The sequence below is a fragment of the Streptomyces sp. NPDC051662 genome (assembly GCF_040681655.1).
In the GTDB taxonomy this organism is placed as follows: domain Bacteria; phylum Actinomycetota; class Actinomycetes; order Streptomycetales; family Streptomycetaceae; genus Streptomyces.
The window spans coordinates 258400-275539 of the sequence record NZ_JBFAZD010000002.1; the positions used below are offsets into that span (position 1 = coordinate 258400).

Here is a 17140-nt window from a genome sequence, read left to right on the forward strand (position 1 = left end):
AGACCGTGAAGAAGCCTCCGGGGAAGCCGCAGAAGGAGCCGCGGCGGAAGGCGCGTCGCACATGAGCGGCATCGTGGTGCTCGGCAGCAGCAATATGGATCTCGTCGTGTACGTCGCGCACGCCCCGAAGCACGGGGAGACCGTGACCGGACGGGATTTCCGTACGATCCCCGGTGGCAAGGGCGCCAACCAGGCCGTCGCCGCCGCCCGCGCGGGCGGCGAGGTCGCGATGATCGGCGCGGTCGGCGCGGACGAGTACGGAGAGCTGCTGCGGCACACCCTCGAAGCCTCCGGCGTCGACACGGATCTCCTGCGCACCGACGAGGGCGCCTCGGGCACCGCCCATATCGTCGTCGACGACGAGGGCGGCAACGCGATCGTCGTCATCCCGGGGGCGAACGGTACGGTCAGCGGGCTCGGCCCCGGCGACGAGACCGTGATCGCCGCCGCCGACGCCCTGCTCCTCCAGCTCGAACTTCCGCTGAGCGCCGTGCTGGAGGGCGCGGAGGCGGCGCGCCGGCACTCCGTACGCACCATCCTCACCCCGGCGCCCGCCCAGCCCCTGCCGCCGGAACTCCTCGCCGCCGTCGATCTGCTGGTCCCCAACGAGCACGAGGCGGCCACCCTCACCGGGATCGCCGCCCCGCACGCGGCGGCCGACGCCCTGCTCCTGCGGGTCCCCGAGGTCGTGATCACCATGGGAGCCGCGGGGAGTCTGTACGCGGCCAGGGACACGGCGTCCCTCATGGTGCCCGCGCCCCGGGTGACCGCCGTGGACACGACCGGCGCCGGTGACACCTACGTGGGCGCTCTCGCCGTCGCACTGTGCGAGGGCCGCCCCATGCCCGAGGCGATGCACTGGGCGTCGGCCGCCGCCGCGCTCTGTGTGCAGCGCCCCGGGGCGTCCACCTCCATGCCGTACCGCACCGAGATCGAGGCCCGATGACCGCGCCCGCCCCCAGCAGCCCCGCCCCTCAGCAGCCCGGACCCGGCAGAGGGCCCCTCGCCGGGCTGCGCGTCCTCGACCTCGCGACGCTCTTCGCGGGCCCGCTCGCCGCCACCATGCTCGGTGACTTCGGCGCCGACGTGATCAAGGTCGAGCACCCCCGCCGCCCAGACCCGTCGCGCGGGCACGGTCCCGCGAAGGACGGCGTGGGTCTGTGGTGGAAGCTCCTCGGCCGCAACAAGCGCGCCATCACCCTCGATCTCTCCTCCCCCGGCGGCCGTGATCTGTTGCTCAGGCTCGCCGCCGGAGCGGATGTGATCATCGAGAACTTCCGGCCGGGCACCCTGGAGAAATGGGGGCTCGGCTGGGACGAGCTGTCCACCGCCAACCCCCGGCTCGTCCTCACGCGGGTGACGGGCTTCGGGCAGTTCGGCCCGTACTCCCACCGCCCGGGGTTCGGCACGCTCGCCGAGGCGATGAGCGGGTTCGCCGCCGTCACGGGCGAGCCGGACGGGCCGCCCACGCTGCCGCCGTTCGGCCTGGCCGACTCGATCGCCGCGCTGGCCACGGCGTACGCGGTGATGACGGCGCTCAACGGCCGGGCCGTCACGGGCCGGGGTCAGGTGGTGGATCTGGCGATCATCGAGCCGATCCTCACCGTCCTCGGCCCGGGGCCCCTCTGGTACGACCAGCTCGGCTACGTACAGCCGCGCACTGGCAACCGCTCCCGCAACAACGCCCCGCGCAACACCTACCGCACGGCCGACGGCTCCTGGCTGGCGGTCTCCACATCCGCGCAGTCCATCGCCGAACGCGTGATGTGCCTGGTGGGGCGCCCGGAGCTGATCGAGGAGCCATGGTTCACCACCGGCAGCGGGCGCGCGGACCACGCGGACCTGCTGGACGCCGCCGTCGGCGACTGGATGGCCCGGCACACCCGCGAGGAGGCCATGGCCGCGTTCGAGAAGGCCGAGGCGGCGGTCGCGCCCGTCTACGACATCCGCGACGTCATGGCGGACCCCCAGTACCAGGCGCTGGACACCGTCACGGAGGTCCCCGACCCGGAGCTGGGGCCCCTCAGGATGCAGAACGTCCTCTTCCGGCTCTCCGAGACCCCCGGCTCCATCCGCTGGGCGGGCCGTCCGCACGGCGCGGACACCGACACCGTCCTGGCCGAGCTCGGCCTGTCCCGGCCCGAGATCGCCGCGCTCCGCTCGGCGGGCGCGCTGTGAGCCCGCCGCTCATCCAGCCGGCCCCTCTCACCTGGCTGTATGTGCCCGGGGACCGTCCGGAGACGATGGCGAAGGCGCTGTCCTGCGGCGCGGACGTCGTGATCGTCGACCTGGAGGACGCGGTGGCGCCGGAGCGCAAGGAGTACGCACGCGCCGCCACGACCGAGTTTCTGTCCTCCCCCCACGAGACCCCGGTCCATGTCCGGATCGCCGACGAACGGGATCTGCCGTCGCTGGCGGGTCTGCCGGGGCTCGCCGGGCTGCGCGTCCCGAAGGTCGGCCATGCCTCGGACATCCACCGCGTCGCCTCGCGCGCCCCCGATGTCGGGCTCTACGCGCTGCTCGAATCGGCCCTCGCCGTGGAACACGCCCACGCCATCGCCGCCGCCCACCCGGCGGTCCGTGGCATCGCCCTGGGCGAGGCCGATCTCCGCGCCGATCTGGGGGTACGGGACGACGCGGGCCTCGACTGGTCCCGCAGCCGGGCCGTGGTCGCGGCCCGCGCGGCGGGCCTGCCACCGCCCGCCCAGTCGGTCTACCCCGACGTACACGACCTGGACGGTCTCGCGTCGTCCTGCCGCCGCGGCCGGGCGCTGGGGCTCGTCGGCAGGGCGGCGATCCACCCGCGCCAGCTGCCGGTCATCGAGCGGGCGTATCTGCCGACCGCCCGGGAGATCGTCGAGGCCGAGGAGATCATCGAGGCGGCGGCGGCCGACGCGGGCGCGCACGCGCTGCCCGACGGCCGTTTCGTGGACGCGGCGATCGTGGCGGCGGCCCGCAGAACACTGTCGCTGGCGAGCCGCCGGTGAGCCGGAAGGCTCAGCTTCCGTCCTTGGCCGCCCCGGACACCGGATCCTCCGCCTTCGCGGTGGTCACCGCGACCGGACCTGACTCCTTCTCCGCGGCTTCCCCGGCGTCGGCGTCCTTCGCCGGGACGACGGCGTCCTTGTCGGGCTCCACGGCGTCCTTGTCGGGCTCCACGGCGTCCTTGTCGGGCTCCACGATCTCCTCGCGGCCGGGCCGCAGCTTGCTGGAGACCACGAGATAGACAACGGCGAGCAGGAAGATGATCATCGAGGTCCACAGATTGAGCCGCAGGCCCAGGATGTGGTGCGCCTCGTCGACCCGCATGTACTCGATCCAGCCGCGGCCCGCGCAGTACGCCGCGACATAGAGCGCGAAGACGCGTCCGTGTCCGAGCTTGAAGCGGCGTTCGGCCCAGATGACCAGCGCCGCGACCCCGAGACACCACAGCGACTCGTACAGGAACGTCGGGTGGTAGAGCCCGGCCTCCCGGTTGGGCCCCTCGCTGATCTTCAGCGCCCACGGCAGATCGGTCGACCTGCCGTACAGCTCCTGGTTGAACCAGTTCCCCCAGCGTCCGATGGCCTGGGCCACGGCGAGGGCCGGGGCCAGCGCGTCGGCGTACGGCGGAAGCGCGATCCCCCGGCGGCGGCAGCCGATCCACGCGCCCACGGCGCCCAGCATCACCGCGCCCCAGATGCCGAGGCCGCCTTCCCAGATCTTGAAGGCGTCGACCCAGTCGCGCCCCTCACCGAAGTACAGCTGGTAGTCGGTGATGACGTGGTACAGGCGGCCACCGAGCAGACCGAACGGTACGGCCCAGACGGCGATGTCCGTGGTCGTTCCCGGCTTGCCGCCACGGGCGACCCAACGCCGGTTGACGATCCAGAGGGCGACGAACAGCCCGACGAGAATGGCGAAGGCATAGCCGCGCAACGGGAGCGGTCCGATGTGGAGCACTCCGGTCGACGGGCTGGGAATGTATGCAAGGTCCATGGCAGAACCGACGCTACCGTGCCGGGCGGGATCTACGACAACCCGCCCGGCAACTTCTGCATAACGAGCTCAGGCCGACGGGGTCCCCGCGGGCGTCGATTCGACCGGGATCGAGGAGGGCGCGGACGGCGTGGTCGTACCCGCCTTCTTGCCCTTGTTGGCCTGGGTGACCCACTTCTTCAGATTGTCCGGGGTGATGTTCTCGGCGCCCTTCTTCGGGAACACCGACTCACCGTTGAGCAGCACCGTCGGCGTCCCGGAGAAACCACCCGTCCGGAACGCCTCCGCGGACTTGTTCACCCAGTCGTCGTGCGTGCCGCCGTCCACACACTCCCGGAAGCCGGGCGCGGACTCCAGCCCGTCGACCTTGCCCGCCAGCTCCAGCAGATAGCTGTTCTTGGCGAAGGCGTCGTCCGTCTCCGCCGGCTGGTTCTGGTACAGCACATCGTGGTACGGGGCGAACTTGCCGACGTCCTGCGCGCACGCCGCCGCGTTGGCCGCGCGCAGCGAGCCCGTACCACCCATATTGCCGTCGATGAGCGTGGCGAGGTGGTACTCGACCTTGAGCTCCCCCGCCTTCTCCAGCTGCTGGATCGTGCTCCTGAAGCCGTTCTCGAACTGGGCGCAGGCCGGGCAGCGGAAGTCCTCCCACACCGTGAGCGTGGACGGCGCGTCCGTCGCTCCCACGGGGATCGCCAGATCGTCCTTGCCCGTCAGCCCCGACGGCGCGCTGACCGGGCCCCCCGCGCTGTCGGCCTTGTCCTTGCCGACATTCGCGACGACCAGCCCGACCACCGCGACCAGGCCGAGAACCCCGACCACCGCCGCGGAGACGACCAGGGTCCGCCGGCGCTTCTCCCGCGTCCTGTCCGCCGCACGTTCCTGCTGGAGCCGCTCTCTCGCGCTCCGGTTTGCCTCACGGTTCTTCTCGCTCACGCCCACAGCAACGAACCGGGGAGGCGCCTACGCACCTCCCCGGTCCCAGGTCCACCCGTACGGGTGAGGTCAACCGTCAGCGCTTGCGAACGCCCTCGGCCAGCTCAGCCGCGAGCGCGCGGACCGCGGCCAGCCCCGCCACCTCGTCCTCGGCGTCCAGCATCCGCTTGACGAAGGCGGACCCGACGATCACACCGTCCGCGAATCCGGCGACCTCCGCCGCCTGCTCCGCGTTGGACACCCCGAGCCCGACACAGACCGGCAGCGCGGTCGTGGCGCGCGTACGCCCCACCAGGTTCCTGGCCTCCAGGCCCACCGAGGCACGCGTACCGGTGACACCCATCAGTGACGCCGCGTACACGAAGCCGGTACCGACAGCCGTGATCTTCGCCAGTCGCTCGTCCTTGCTGCTCGGAGCCACCACGAACACGGTCGCCAGCCCGTGCTTCTCGGCGTGCTCACGCCACAGCGCGGACTCCTGCACGGGCAGATCCGGCAGAATGCACCCGGCGCCGCCCGCCTCGGCCAGCTCGGCCGTGAACCGCTCGATGCCGTACCGGTCGATCGGGTTCCAGTACGTCATCACGAGCACCGGCTTCCCGGTCGCCTCGTACGCCTCGCGGACCGTACGCATGACATCCGCGATCTTCACACCGCCCCGCAGCGCGATGTCGTCGGCGGTCTGGATGACGGGTCCGTCGAGCACCGGGTCGCTGTGCGGCAGCCCCACCTCGACCACGTCCGCGCCACCGTCGAAGACGGCCTTCACGGCCTCGATCCCGCCGTCCACCGTCGGGAACCCGGCGGGAAGGTAGGCGATCAGCGCGGCGCGGTTCTCGGCCTTCGCCGCCGCGAGCGTGTCACTCAGCAGCTGGATGTTCCCGCTCACTTGGTGCCCTCCCCGTCGTACAGCCCGAAGTAGCGGGCAGCCGTGTCCATGTCCTTGTCGCCGCGCCCTGACAGATTGACGACGATCAGCCCGTCCTCACCCAGCTCCCGCCCGACCTCCAGCGCGCCGGCCAGCGCGTGCGCGCTCTCAATCGCCGGAATGATGCCCTCCGTACGCGACAGCAGCAGCAGCGCCCGCATCGCGTCGTCATCGGTCACCGCCCGGTACTCCCCGCGCCCGCTGTCCTTGAGATACGCGTGCTCGGGGCCGATGCCGGGGTAGTCGAGACCGGCCGAGATCGAGTACGGCTCGGTGATCTGGCCCTCCTCGTCCTGAAGAACGTACGACCGCGACCCGTGCAGGATGCCGGGCTCGCCCGCGGTCAGGGTGGCGGCGTGCTCCCCCGTCCCGATCCCGTGCCCGGCCGGCTCACAGCCCACCAGCCGTACGCCCGCGTCGGGGATGAACGCGTGGAAGAGCCCGATCGCGTTGGACCCGCCCCCCACACAGGCCACGGCGGCATCGGGCAGCCGCCCGGCCCGCTCCAGGATCTGCCGCCGGGCCTCGACGCCGATGACCCGGTGGAAGTCCCGCACCATCGCGGGGAAGGGATGCGGCCCCGCGACCGTCCCGAACAGATAGTGGGTACGGTCCACATTGGCGACCCAGTCGCGGAACGCCTCGTTGATGGCGTCCTTCAGGGTCCGGCTCCCGGACTTCACGGGCACGACCTCGGCACCGAGCATCCGCATCCGGGCCACGTTCAGGGCCTGGCGCTCGGTGTCGATCTCGCCCATATAGATGGTGCACTCAAGCCCGAACAGCGCACAGGCGGTCGCGGTCGCGACCCCGTGCTGCCCGGCCCCGGTCTCGGCGATGACCCGGGTCTTGCCCATCCGCTTCGTCAGCAATGCCTGCCCCAGAACATTGTTGATCTTGTGGGAGCCGGTGTGATTCAGATCCTCCCGCTTGAGGAACACCCGGGCACCACCGGCGTGCTCGGCGAACCGCGGGACATCGGTCAGCGCGCTGGGGCGCCCGGTGTAGTGGACCAGGAGGTCATCGAGCTCGGCGGCGAAGGCGGGGTCGCCCTTGGCCTTCTCGTACTCGACGGCGACCTCGTCGACGGCGGCGACGAGCGCCTCGGGGATGAACTTGCCGCCGAAGGCACCGAAGTACCCTTCGGCGCTGGGGACATGACCGTCAGGGTCAGGAACAAAGAACTCGGACACGCGAGAACTCCTCAGAAGCAACGGAGACGGAGAGAGAGCACCGTGTTGCGCCAAGGCGAGACGGCCCCGCACCCGGCAAGGGACGCGAGGGGACGGGCCGCAGTGGCCGGTTTCTGGACGTAAAGCGTCGCAACTCGCGCGAAGCGCGGTGACCACGCGGCGGAGCCGCATATGGACACCGCGCAGTCCAGGAACCGGTCACGGAGGCACGGCACCGCACGCACAACGCACAGACACCGCACCCCCGGGCACGGCACCGCACAGCCACCGCACCCACAACGCACCCGCACACGGCGACGGCACCGCACACACAACCCACGGACACCGCACCGCGAAGGCCACGCCTAACGCGCGGCCCCGCGCCATCGCATCCCGTTGACCTGACCCGGCTCATCGCCGATCACGTACCGCACCCGCCGCCCGTGCACCCGCCGCGCCGGCGCACGGCACCCACGCGGCCGGCACCCACGCGCCAGCGGCGCGTGCGGCACTCGCACGGCAACGAAAGTCGTGGACACGGGGAACTCAGTCCCTCCCGTGCCGCAGCGCCGGATGCGCACCCGCCGCCACCAGATCGGCCACCGCCGACTTCGGGTCCCGCCCCGTCACCAACGACTCACCGACCAGCACCGCGTCGGCCCCGGCGTTCGCGTACGCGATCAGGTCGTGCGGCCCGCGCACCCCCGACTCGGCGATCTTCACGATGCCGGCCGGAATCTCGGGGGCGACCCGCTCGAACGTGCTCCGGTCGACCTTCAGCGTCTTCAGATCGCGCGCGTTGACACCGATGATCTTCGCCCCGGCGTCCACGGCCCGCTCGACCTCGTCCTCGTCGTGCACCTCGACGAGCGGGGTGAGCCCGATCGACTCGGCGCGCTCGATGAGGGAGACCAGGGCCGGCTGCTCCAGCGCCGAGACGATCAGCAGCACCAGATCGGCGCCGTACGCCCGCGCCTCCCACAGCTGGTACGAGGTGACGATGAAGTCCTTGCGCAGGACCGGGATGTCGACCCTGGCGCGCACCGCCTCCAGGTCGGCCAGCGAGCCGCCGAAGCGCCGCTGCTCGGTCAGTACGGAGATGACGGCCGCGCCGCCCGCCTCGTAGTCGGCGGCCAGGGCAGCGGGGTCGGCGATCGCGGCGAGCGCGCCCTTCGACGGGCTGGAGCGCTTGACCTCGCAGATCACATGGACGCCCTCACCGCGCAGGGCGGCGACACCGTCCTTGGCCTGGGGCGCCTTCGCCGCACGCTCCTTGAGCTCGTCAAGGCCCACGCGCGCCTGCCGCTCTGCGAGGTCGGCGCGTACGCCTTCGATGATCTCGTCGAGCACACTCACGCGAGCGGCCCCCTTCCGGGACTGGTTCGAATCAAGCTCGGTCGCCGATCAGATCGGCCATTGGATCAGGATCAGCCATATCGATGCTAGCCGGAACTGGCCGGAGGACCCGCATCCGGTGGGCCGAGCATGACACCGCCTGGACCATCATGGCGCGAGCGACGAGCCGAAGGGCAAGTTTCTGACGACGCTGAAGGCCAGGATCACCCCGCCGAGGGCCCACCACCAGACGGGCCGGAGGTCGATCGTCACGGGGAGCGCCTTCCGGGCACGTACGAGCCATACGACCCACAGGACGGCGAAGACCGGGTAGCCGATGGTGGCGAGGGCGTTGTCACCGAGGGCGGCGATCCAGTCGCCGTGCGCGACGGCGTGGGCGCTGCGCAGCCCGCCGCAGCCGAAGCAGAGGACGCCGGTCAGGGCGTACAGCGGGCAGACCGGATAGTGGCCGGTTTCGTTCGGGTCGACCAGCCCGACGTAGGTGAAGGCGGCGGCCACCCCGGCGAGGGTGACGAGCGGCGGCAGCAGCCGCCGCGCCGTCGACGGACGGGCCGACCGGTCGGGCGCGGGCACAGGCAGGGCGTCATCCACTCGGTGATTGTCCCCGCTCATACGGAAAGACGCAGCCCGGCCTCGCCGGACTGCGTCTCGGTGCGTCTCAGTGCGTGTGAAGTCAGTGCGTGTGAAGTCGGTGCGCGTGAAGTCGGCGCCCGCGGAACCCGTGCCCGCGGCACACGCGGAATCCGTGCCCGCGGAGAAGCCACGCGGCGCGCGGACCCGGTCCGTCAGACGGCCTGCGTCTGCGGCGCCTGCGCCTCGGCCCGGACCTGCGTCCCCGCGGTGTTCTCGATCTGCTGCTGCACCGCGGCGGCCCTCGCCTCCGCCATCGCGGCCGACTCCTTCGGCATGCCCAGACCCGCGGCCTTCATCGCGAGGCCGACGACACCACCGAGGAGGACCACGCCGATACCGGCCCAGAACCCGGGCTGATTCGCCGCCACCATGAAGACTCCCGCGATGCAGAAGCCGATGAAGGCGATAGTGACGCCGGTCCAGGCGGCCGGGGTGTGTCCGTGGCTGGTGCCCGCCATGAGTTGCTCCTCGTTGCTGTTGCGCTGGGTGAGTCGGACGCTCAATCCACATTGTCCCGCATGCGGGACCCGTACAGGCCCGTGGGGTCCCCGGGTGTGAGTCAGCTCTCGCGCGTGGGGTCCTCGCCCCGGTCCAGGGCCTTCCACAGGTCCTCGGGACGGTCGGGGTCCACCACGGGAGCCCGGCGGGCCCCGCGTCCGCGCACGGCGGGATCTCCGCCCGGCCGCTCGTAGCGGCCCGACATCCCCGGCCAGCGCCGCCCGTACAGCAGGGCCAGAGCGCCCGCGAGCAGGATCAGCACACCACCGGCCGCGGTCACATAGGGCCACGCGGTATGGGTCAGGGCGTCGACGGTGGCGGAGCTGTCGCCGGTGGTCTTCGCGGCCAGTTCGTCGAGGGCCGTACTGTCCGACGCGCCGAGGAACGCGGCGACGGCCGCCCCCGCGCCGCTCAGCGCGAGCAGCGCCGCGACGAGGACGCGGCCCGCTCCGCGTACGGCGAAGACGGCGACGAGCGCCGCGAGTCCGACGATGCCGAGCGCGGCCGGAACGCCGGTGACATCCCGGCCGTCGGCGTCGAGCGGCACGGAACCGCCGCCGACGGCCGCCGTGCCCTCGGCCCAGATCTGGCCGGAGGCGATCAGCGCGACGGCGGCACCGGCGGCACCGAGCAGCAGCGCCGCGGCGAGGGCGCGACGGCCCCCGCCGCCGCCGCTCCTGGCGGTGGCCGCGGGTCCTGCGGTACGGGGCTGGGGTACGGGTACGGCGCTCACGCACCCCACTATCCCCTACGGCTCCAACCGCCCGGCCGCCCGGGGGTTGAAGGCCGCGCGGGTAGGTGGGGCGGCGCCCAACCCCGGGCGGCTTCCGACCCCCGCACGGCCTCTCTTACCCGGCGTTCAGCCGGTTCGCCGTGTGGACGGCGCGGAGCACGGCGGCGGCCTTGTTCCGGCACTCCGTGTCCTCCGAGACCGGATCGGAGTCGGCGACCACACCCGCTCCGGCCTGCACATACGCCGTGCCCTCGCGCAGCAGGGCGGTACGGATGGCGATGGCGGTGTCGGAGTCCCCGGCGAAGTCGAGATAGCCGACGCACCCGCCGTACAGTCCGCGCCGGGTGGGCTCCAGCTCGTCGATGATCTGCATGGCGCGCGGCTTGGGGGCCCCGGAGAGGGTGCCCGCGGGGAAGCAGGCGGTCAGTACGTCGAAGGCGGTGCGCCCCTCGGCGACCCGTCCGGTCACGGTGGACACGATGTGCATGACGTGCGAGTAGCGCTCGACGGACATGAAGTCGACCACTTCGACGGTGCCGGGCTCACAGACCCGGCCGAGATCGTTGCGCCCGAGGTCCACGAGCATCAGATGCTCGGCGCGCTCCTTGGGGTCGGCGAGCAGCTCGTCGGCGAGTGCCTGGTCCTCCCGCGGCGTGGCGCCGCGCGGCCGGGTGCCGGCGATGGGGTGGACCATCGCCCTGCCGTCCTCGACCTTGACCAGCGCCTCCGGGCTGGAGCCCACGACATCGAAGCCGTCGAAGCGGAAGAGGTACATGTACGGCGACGGATTGGTGGCCCGCAGGACCCGGTAGACATCCAGCGCGCTCGCGGTCACGGGGGTCTCGAAGCGCTGGGAAGGGACGACCTGGAAGGCCTCGCCCGCCCTGATGCGCTCCTTGATGTCCTCGACCGCGTCCTGATAGTCGGGGCCGCCCCAGAGCGCGGTGTAGTCGGGCAGTTCCGAGGCGGGCAGCGCGGTGGGCGCGGACCGTACCGGCGCGGTGAGATCCGCGGCCATGGCGTCGAGCCGGGCGATGGCGTCCGCGTACGCCTCGGCCACCCCGGTGTCGCGGTCGTTGTGGTTGATGGCGTTGGCGATCAGCAGGACCGTGCCGTCCCAGTGGTCGAGTACGGCGAGATCCGAGGTGAGCAGCATGGTCAGCTCGGGGATGCGCAGATCGTCGCGGCCGTGCTCGCCGATCCGCTCCAGCCGCCGGACGATGTCGTAGCCGAGGTAGCCGACCATGCCGCCGGTGAAGGGCGGCATGCCGGAGGAGAGATCGCGGGGGGTGTGCAGCGCCTCCACGGTGGCGCGCAGGGCCGCCAGCGGATCGCCGTCGACGGGGACGCCGACGGGCGGGGTGCCGAGCCAGTGGGTGACGCCGTCGCGCTCGGTGAGGGTGGCGGCGGACCGTACCCCGATGAAGGAGTAGCGGGACCAGGAGCGGCCGTTCTCCGCGGACTCCAGCAGGAAGGTGCCGGGGCGCTCGGCGGCGAGCTTGCGGTACAGGCCGACCGGGGTGTCGCCGTCCGCGAGGAGGCGCCTGCTGACGGGGATGACGCGGCGGTCCACCGCCAGCTTGCGGAAGGTCTCAAGGTCCATGGCCGCTGACCCTACTCGTTGGACGGGAGGCGTTGGGCGCGGAGGGTGGAACGCCCGCTCCGTACGGTCACCACGTGGAGGTCACCCCCGCGGGATCACCCCGTACGGTCGTCGCCGGGACACCCGGACGCCCGTGCGGTGTCGCCCGGACGTCAGCGGCCGAGCGGCAGTACGTCGGCGTCGAAGCAGGTCCGCGCGCCGGTGTGACAGGCGGCGCCCACCTGGTCGACCTGGACCAGAACGGTGTCGGCGTCGCAGTCCAGGGCGACGGACTTGACGTGCTGGACATGGCCCGAGGTGTCGCCCTTGACCCAGTACTCCCGCCGGCTGCGCGACCAGTAGGTGCAACGGCCGGTGGTCAGGGTGCGGTGCAGGGCCTCGTCGTCCATCCACCCGAGCATCAGCACCTCGCCGGTGTCGTACTGCTGGGCGATGGCCGGGACGAGGCCGTCGGCGCTGCGCTTGAGCCGGTCGGCGATGGCGGGGTCGAGTCCGCCTGCCGGACCCGAGGGTGGGGGCGTGCTGGTCATACGGCCATTGTGCCGCGCCCCCGGGGCGGGCGGATGGGGACGTCCACTGGGCGGACGGGACCGGGCCACCGTAGGCTTACGGTATGTCGACCCATGCGAAGCGTGAACGACTTCTGCTCGCCGACCTGTTGGAGGCGGCGGGCCCCGATGCGCCGACGCTCTGCGAAGGCTGGCTGACCCGCGATCTCGCGGCCCATGTCGTGGTCCGCGAGCGCCGCCCCGACGCGGCGGGCGGGACGGTACTGGCCGTGCTCAAGAACCGGCTCGAACGGGTACAGGCGGAGTATCTCGCCAAGCCGTACGAGGAGCTGATCCAGCTGATCCGTACGGGCCCGCCCCGGATGTCCCCGTTCGGCGTCAAGCAGATCGACGAGGCCGCGAACACCGTCGAGTTCTATGTCCATACCGAGGACGTACGACGGGCGCAGCCCGACTGGACGCCCAGGGAGCTGGACAGCGTCTTCGCGAACACGCTGTGGTCGCGGCTGGAGAAGGGCGGCCGGATGATGGGCCGGAAGTCCCCGGTCGGGCTGGTGCTGCGCCGCCCGGACGGCCAGACAGCCGTGGCCCACCGCGGCACACCGGTGGTGACGGTCACCGGCGAGCCGGGTGAGCTGCTGCTCTTCGCGTTCGGCCGGCAGGCGGCGGCGAAGGTGGAGCTGGACGGCGACAAGGACGCGATCGCGCGGCTCCAGGAAGCGAAGCTCGGTATCTGATCGCGGTACCGGGGCGCGTCCGGCAGGAGTCGTCAGGAGTGGTGCGGGCAGTTCCCGCGGTACTCCACGATGGCCGGGCCCGGCTGGGGCAGTGGGCAGAGGAACCGCTCGTAGCGGGTGTCCTCGTCGATGAACCGCTTCAGCCAGGAGACGCTGTACTTCGCGATGGTGGTGTTGGAGACGTTGGGCGCGTTGTGGCCGGCTCCCCTCAGCTCCAGATACGCCTTGTCCAGCGAGTCCGGCAGTGAGGTGTAGAACGGCTCGGAGTGCGACGCGACGGGCGCGACGGTGTCTCCGTCGGCCCCGACCACCAGGGTGGGGGTACGCACCTCGGGCCAGGTCTTGTCCAGGTTCCAGGCCGTCAGCGGGATGGCCGCCTTCAGTGAGGTGCGGCTCTTGGCGGCCTCCAGGGCGCCGCCACCGCCCATCGAGTGCCCCATGACGCCCAGCCGCGCACTGTCGATCCGGTCGCTGACGGCCGAACTTCCCGTCAGATGGTCCAGCGCGGCGAGGAGTTGACGGCCCCGGCTCGCGGGCTGGTCGAGGACGGTGAGGGTGTCGATGGTGAAGACGACGAAGCCCTGGGAGGCGAGCCGGGGTCCGAGCCAGGCGAGGCTCGACTGCGTGCCGGTGAAGCCGGGCGCGACGGCCACGGCGCCGAAGGTGCCGTCCGCGGTGGAGGTCGGGTAGTAGATGGTGCCGCCGCCGAATCCGCTGACGGCGCCCGGAGGGACCGGGGTCTGTGAGACGGCGTACGGGCCGCGGTCGGCCTCGATCGTGGCCACGGTCGGGGCCGGTCCGCGCTCGTACGGATTGTCCGCGGCCTCGGCGGGGCCGGCGGCCCGCGCGCCGGACGCGCCGGGGATCAGCGCGGCGGCCAGGGCGGCGGTCGCGAGCGCGCCCATCCATAACCGCGGGGAGTGGGAGGTGACGGGACGTGGTGGGGGATACGGGTGCACGGCGGGTGCCTCTCGGTCGTGACGGAGCCACACCGAAGCCGCCCGTAGCCGCCCGTAGCCGCTGCGAACCATCGGAGGCCGCGGCGCCGGGGCGCACCGGAGTGGAACCGCGATGATGACTGGCGATTCCACTGTCGCCGCGCGACCGCCGGACAAGCACCGGCGAGTTCACCAGTCTTCACCAGTTCCGGCCGGTTCTCACCGGACCTGACCGGCCTTCACGAACGGAGGCCGGCCCACCGGATCCGCACCGCGTCAACGCGCCGGATCCGCACCGCGCGTCAGCGCACCGGATGCCCCGCCTCGCGCAGCGCGCCCTTGACCTCCGAGATCCGCAGATCACCGAAGTGGAAGACGGAGGCGGCCAGCACGGCGTCGGCGCCCGCCTCGATGGCCGGCGCGAAGTCGGCGAGCCTGCCCGCGCCCCCGGAGGCGATGACGGGCACGGTGACATGCTCGCGTACGGCCGCGATCATCTCCGTGTCGTAGCCGTCCTTCGTACCGTCGGCGTCCATCGAGTTGAGCAGGATCTCCCCCGCGCCCAACTCGGCCGCGCGATGCGCCCATTCGACGGCGTCGATACCGGTGCCCTTGCGTCCGCCGTGCGTCGTCACCTCGAAGGACCCCGACGGCGTGCGCCGCGCGTCGACCGACAGCACCAGCACCTGCCGCCCGAAGCGTTCGGCGATCTCCCGTATGAGGTCGGGGCGCGCGATGGCCGCGGTGTTGACGCCGACCTTGTCCGCGCCCGCCCGCAGCAGCTTGTCGACGTCCTCGGGGGTGCGTACGCCACCGCCGACCGTGAGCGGGATGAAGACCTGCTCGGCGGTGCGGCGCACCACGTCGTACGTTGTCTCGCGGTCGCCGGAGGAGGCGGTGATGTCGAGGAACGTCAGCTCGTCGGCGCCCTCGGCGTCGTACAGCTTGGCCATCTCGACCGGGTCGCCCGCGTCCCGCAGGTTCTGGAAGTTGACCCCCTTCACCACCCGGCCGTTGTCCACGTCCAGGCAGGGAATGACGCGTACGGCGAGGGTCATCCGGCACCTCCCCGGTGCGCCTCGGGCCGGTACGCCTCGACCTCGACCTCGACGACCAGACTCGGGTCGATGAAGCCGGAGACGACGATCATCGACGCGGCGGGGCGTACGGCGTCGAACAGTTCCTTGTGGGCGCGGCCCACGTCGTCGGAGTCCCGTACGTGAGTGATGTACATACGTGTGCGCACCACATGCTCCGCGCCGAGCCCCAGCTCCTCCAGCGCCTTGACGGCGACCCCGAAGGCGACCCTGGCCTGTTCGTAGGGGCCGCCCGCCGAGATCCTGCCGTCGACCATCGCCGTGCACCCGGCCACCAGCACAAGGCCGTTGGGGAGCTCGACCGCGCGGGAGTAGCCGATGGACTCCTCCCACGGACCGCCGGACGAGATCTTCCGTACCTCTCCGGCGCGTGCGCCGTCGCGTACGTCGTCGCTCATCCGGACACCGCCGCCAGCGCCTCTTCCAGGGTGAACGCCTTGGCGTACAGCGCCTTGCCGACGATCGCGCCCTCGACGCCCGCGGGCACCAGCGTGGCGATCGCGCGCAGATCGTCCAGCGAGGAGACCCCGCCGGAGGCGACGACCGGCTTGTCGGTGACGGCGCAGACGTTCTTGAGCAGCTCCAGGTTGGGGCCCTGAAGGGTGCCGTCCTTGGCGATGTCGGTGACGACGTACCGGGCGCAGCCCTCGGAGTCCAGCCGGGCCAGTGTCTCGTAGAGATCACCGCCGTCACGGGTCCAGCCGCGCCCGCGCAGCGTCGTACCGCGTACGTCGAGGCCGACCGCGATCCGGTCGCCGTGCTCAGCGATGATCTTGGCGACCCACTCGGGGGTCTCCAGCGCGGCCGTACCGAGGTTGACTCGCGTACAGCCGGTGGCGAGGGCCGCGGCCAGTGAGGCGTCGTCGCGGATCCCGCCGGACAGTTCGACCTTGATGTCCATGGCTTCGGTGACCTCGGCGATCAGCGCGCGGTTGTCGCCGGTGCCGAACGCCGCGTCGAGGTCGACCAGATGCAGCCATTCGGCGCCCGAACGCTGCCAGGCGAGGGCCGCTTCGAGCGGGGAGCCGTACGACGTCTCCGTACCGGACTCGCCGTGGACCAGCCGGACGGCCTGGCCGTCGCGGACATCGACGGCGGGCAGGAGTTCGAGCTTCGGCACAGAGGGCCCCGTGGGCACAGATGACATCAGAGGGTTCCGATCCAGTTGGTCAGCAGCTGGGCGCCGGCGTCGCCGGACTTCTCGGGGTGGAACTGGGTGGCCCACAGGGCGCCGTTCTCCACGGCGGCGACGAACGGCTCGCCGTGGGTGGCCCAGGTGACCTTGGGGGCGCGGATCTTGGGGTTGGTGACCTCAAGGCCCCACTCGTGCACGGCGTAGGAGTGCACGAAGTAGAAGCGGGCCTCCGGGCCGAGCCCGGCGAACAGTTGGCTGCCCTCGGGCGCCTCGACGGTGTTCCACCCCATGTGCGGCACGATCGGAGCCTTGAGCGGCGAGACCGTACCGGGCCACTCGTCGAGGCCCTCGGTCTCCACGCCGTGCTCGATACCGCGCTCGAAGAGGATCTGCATCCCGACGCAGATCCCCATGACGGGCCGGCCACCGGCGAGCCTGCGGCCGATGATCCACTCGCCGCGGGCGGCGGTGAGCCCCTTCATACACGCGGAGAACGCCCCGACACCGGGGACCAGCAGGCCGTCGGCGTTCATGGCGCGGTCGAAGTCGCGGGTGATCTCGACATCGGCGCCGGCCCTGGCGAGGGCGCGCTCGGCGGAGCGGACATTGCCGAATCCGTAGTCGAAGACGACGACGTTCTTGCTCATCCCCAGATCCCCTGGATACGCAGGACTCCGGCCACCAGGCACAGCACGGAACAGATGCCGAGCAGCACGATCACACCTATGGGCAGCTTCTGCTTGTGGAACGAGTACACACCGCCGGCGAGGAAGAGCCCCACGACGATCAGAATGGTCGACAGACCGGTCACAGCATCTCCTCGTTCGCCCCGCCGCGGCTGCGGCTGATGTCACCGTCGCCCACGCGGCGCAGAGGTGCCGCTATCG

General features: G+C 71.6%; 20 protein-coding genes. 4 read left to right on the plus strand and 16 right to left on the minus strand.

Going from position 1 to position 17140, the window contains the following annotated elements:
* The first annotated feature begins 61 nt into the window (after nucleotides 1–61).
* Genes rbsK through AB0M67_RS03845 form a run of 3 tightly spaced genes read left to right on the plus strand, consistent with a single transcriptional unit; the run spans nucleotide 62 to nucleotide 2987 of the window.
* Nucleotides 62–946: a ribokinase gene (rbsK, locus tag AB0M67_RS03835; RefSeq protein ID WP_365742273.1), complete on the plus strand. Its 885-nt coding sequence runs from the start codon at nucleotides 62–64 to the stop codon at nucleotides 944–946.
* Nucleotides 943–2178, plus strand: a complete 1236-nt coding sequence (locus tag AB0M67_RS03840; protein ID WP_365742275.1) for a CoA transferase — start codon at nucleotides 943–945, stop codon at nucleotides 2176–2178. The genes rbsK and AB0M67_RS03840 overlap by 4 nt, the downstream gene beginning before the upstream one ends.
* A gap of 11 nt (nucleotides 2179–2189) precedes the next feature.
* A complete protein-coding gene (locus AB0M67_RS03845) occupies nucleotides 2190–2987 on the plus strand; it encodes an aldolase/citrate lyase family protein (protein WP_365742849.1) in 798 nt (265 codons plus the stop codon).
* Nucleotides 2988–2997: 10 nt separating this feature from the next.
* Here AB0M67_RS03845 and lgt read toward each other — a convergent pair whose 3' ends face one another.
* The 10 genes from lgt to hisI all read right to left on the minus strand — a co-directional run bounded on the left by lgt (nucleotide 2998) and on the right by hisI (nucleotide 12367).
* Nucleotides 2998–3978: a prolipoprotein diacylglyceryl transferase gene (gene lgt / locus AB0M67_RS03850; RefSeq protein WP_365742277.1), complete on the minus strand. Its 981-nt coding sequence runs from the start codon at nucleotides 3976–3978 to the stop codon at nucleotides 2998–3000.
* A gap of 69 nt (nucleotides 3979–4047) precedes the next feature.
* Entirely contained in the window at nucleotides 4048–4914 is an 867-nt protein-coding gene (locus AB0M67_RS03855; RefSeq protein ID WP_365742279.1) for a thioredoxin domain-containing protein, read from the minus strand.
* A 76-nt stretch (nucleotides 4915–4990) separates the two neighbouring features.
* On the minus strand, nucleotides 4991–5803 hold the full coding sequence (gene trpA, locus AB0M67_RS03860) for a tryptophan synthase subunit alpha (RefSeq protein WP_365742281.1): 813 nt from the start codon (nucleotides 5801–5803) through the stop codon (nucleotides 4991–4993).
* Complete coding sequence (gene trpB / locus AB0M67_RS03865) at nucleotides 5800–7035, minus strand: tryptophan synthase subunit beta (RefSeq protein WP_351407720.1); 1236 nt, start codon at nucleotides 7033–7035, stop codon at nucleotides 5800–5802. Before trpB ends, trpA begins: the two co-directional genes overlap by 4 nt.
* A 525-nt stretch (nucleotides 7036–7560) precedes the next feature.
* Nucleotides 7561–8370, minus strand: coding sequence for an indole-3-glycerol phosphate synthase TrpC (gene trpC / locus AB0M67_RS03870; protein WP_030353557.1), 810 nt, complete (start codon nucleotides 8368–8370; stop codon nucleotides 7561–7563).
* A 147-nt stretch (nucleotides 8371–8517) separates the two neighbouring features.
* Entirely contained in the window at nucleotides 8518–8961 is a 444-nt protein-coding gene (locus AB0M67_RS03875) for a DUF2752 domain-containing protein (protein WP_365742284.1), read from the minus strand.
* 194 nt (nucleotides 8962–9155) lie between these two features.
* Nucleotides 9156–9461 (minus strand): HGxxPAAW family protein, encoded by a 306-nt coding sequence (locus AB0M67_RS03880; RefSeq protein WP_365742286.1) that lies wholly within the window; start codon nucleotides 9459–9461, stop codon nucleotides 9156–9158.
* A 101-nt stretch (nucleotides 9462–9562) separates the two neighbouring features.
* A complete protein-coding gene (locus AB0M67_RS03885) occupies nucleotides 9563–10243 on the minus strand; it encodes a TIGR02234 family membrane protein (protein WP_365742288.1) in 681 nt (226 codons plus the stop codon).
* Between the two features lie 106 nt (nucleotides 10244–10349).
* The gene (locus AB0M67_RS03890; protein ID WP_365742290.1) at nucleotides 10350–11837 is read right to left on the minus strand and encodes an anthranilate synthase component I; all 1488 of its coding nucleotides are present in this window, start codon (nucleotides 11835–11837) and stop codon (nucleotides 10350–10352) included.
* A gap of 152 nt (nucleotides 11838–11989) precedes the next feature.
* Entirely contained in the window at nucleotides 11990–12367 is a 378-nt protein-coding gene (gene hisI / locus AB0M67_RS03895; RefSeq protein ID WP_365742292.1) for a phosphoribosyl-AMP cyclohydrolase, read from the minus strand.
* Nucleotides 12368–12450: 83 nt separating this feature from the next.
* Between hisI and AB0M67_RS03900 the strand changes: the two genes are divergently transcribed.
* Complete coding sequence (locus tag AB0M67_RS03900) at nucleotides 12451–13083, plus strand: TIGR03085 family metal-binding protein (protein WP_365742294.1); 633 nt, start codon at nucleotides 12451–12453, stop codon at nucleotides 13081–13083.
* A gap of 32 nt (nucleotides 13084–13115) precedes the next feature.
* Here AB0M67_RS03900 and AB0M67_RS03905 read toward each other — a convergent pair whose 3' ends face one another.
* The 6 genes from AB0M67_RS03905 to AB0M67_RS03930 all read right to left on the minus strand — a co-directional run bounded on the left by AB0M67_RS03905 (nucleotide 13116) and on the right by AB0M67_RS03930 (nucleotide 17064).
* Nucleotides 13116–13988: an alpha/beta hydrolase gene (locus AB0M67_RS03905; protein WP_365742296.1), complete on the minus strand. Its 873-nt coding sequence runs from the start codon at nucleotides 13986–13988 to the stop codon at nucleotides 13116–13118.
* 335 nt (nucleotides 13989–14323) lie between these two features.
* Nucleotides 14324–15079, minus strand: coding sequence for an imidazole glycerol phosphate synthase subunit HisF (gene hisF, locus AB0M67_RS03910; RefSeq protein WP_365742298.1), 756 nt, complete (start codon nucleotides 15077–15079; stop codon nucleotides 14324–14326).
* Nucleotides 15076–15516 carry a RidA family protein gene (locus tag AB0M67_RS03915; RefSeq protein ID WP_365742300.1) on the minus strand — a complete coding sequence of 147 codons (441 nt, stop codon included), beginning with the start codon at nucleotides 15514–15516 and terminating at the stop codon, nucleotides 15076–15078. Before AB0M67_RS03915 ends, hisF begins: the two co-directional genes overlap by 4 nt.
* Nucleotides 15513–16238, minus strand: coding sequence for a bifunctional 1-(5-phosphoribosyl)-5-((5-phosphoribosylamino)methylideneamino)imidazole-4-carboxamide isomerase/phosphoribosylanthranilate isomerase PriA (gene priA / locus AB0M67_RS03920; protein WP_365742851.1), 726 nt, complete (start codon nucleotides 16236–16238; stop codon nucleotides 15513–15515). The genes AB0M67_RS03915 and priA overlap by 4 nt, the downstream gene beginning before the upstream one ends.
* 26 nt (nucleotides 16239–16264) lie before the next feature.
* Nucleotides 16265–16900 carry an imidazole glycerol phosphate synthase subunit HisH gene (gene hisH / locus AB0M67_RS03925; protein WP_365742302.1) on the minus strand — a complete coding sequence of 212 codons (636 nt, stop codon included), beginning with the start codon at nucleotides 16898–16900 and terminating at the stop codon, nucleotides 16265–16267.
* Nucleotides 16897–17064, minus strand: coding sequence for a hypothetical protein (locus AB0M67_RS03930; RefSeq protein ID WP_351407622.1), 168 nt, complete (start codon nucleotides 17062–17064; stop codon nucleotides 16897–16899). Before AB0M67_RS03930 ends, hisH begins: the two co-directional genes overlap by 4 nt.
* Nucleotides 17065–17140 lie beyond the last annotated feature (76 nt).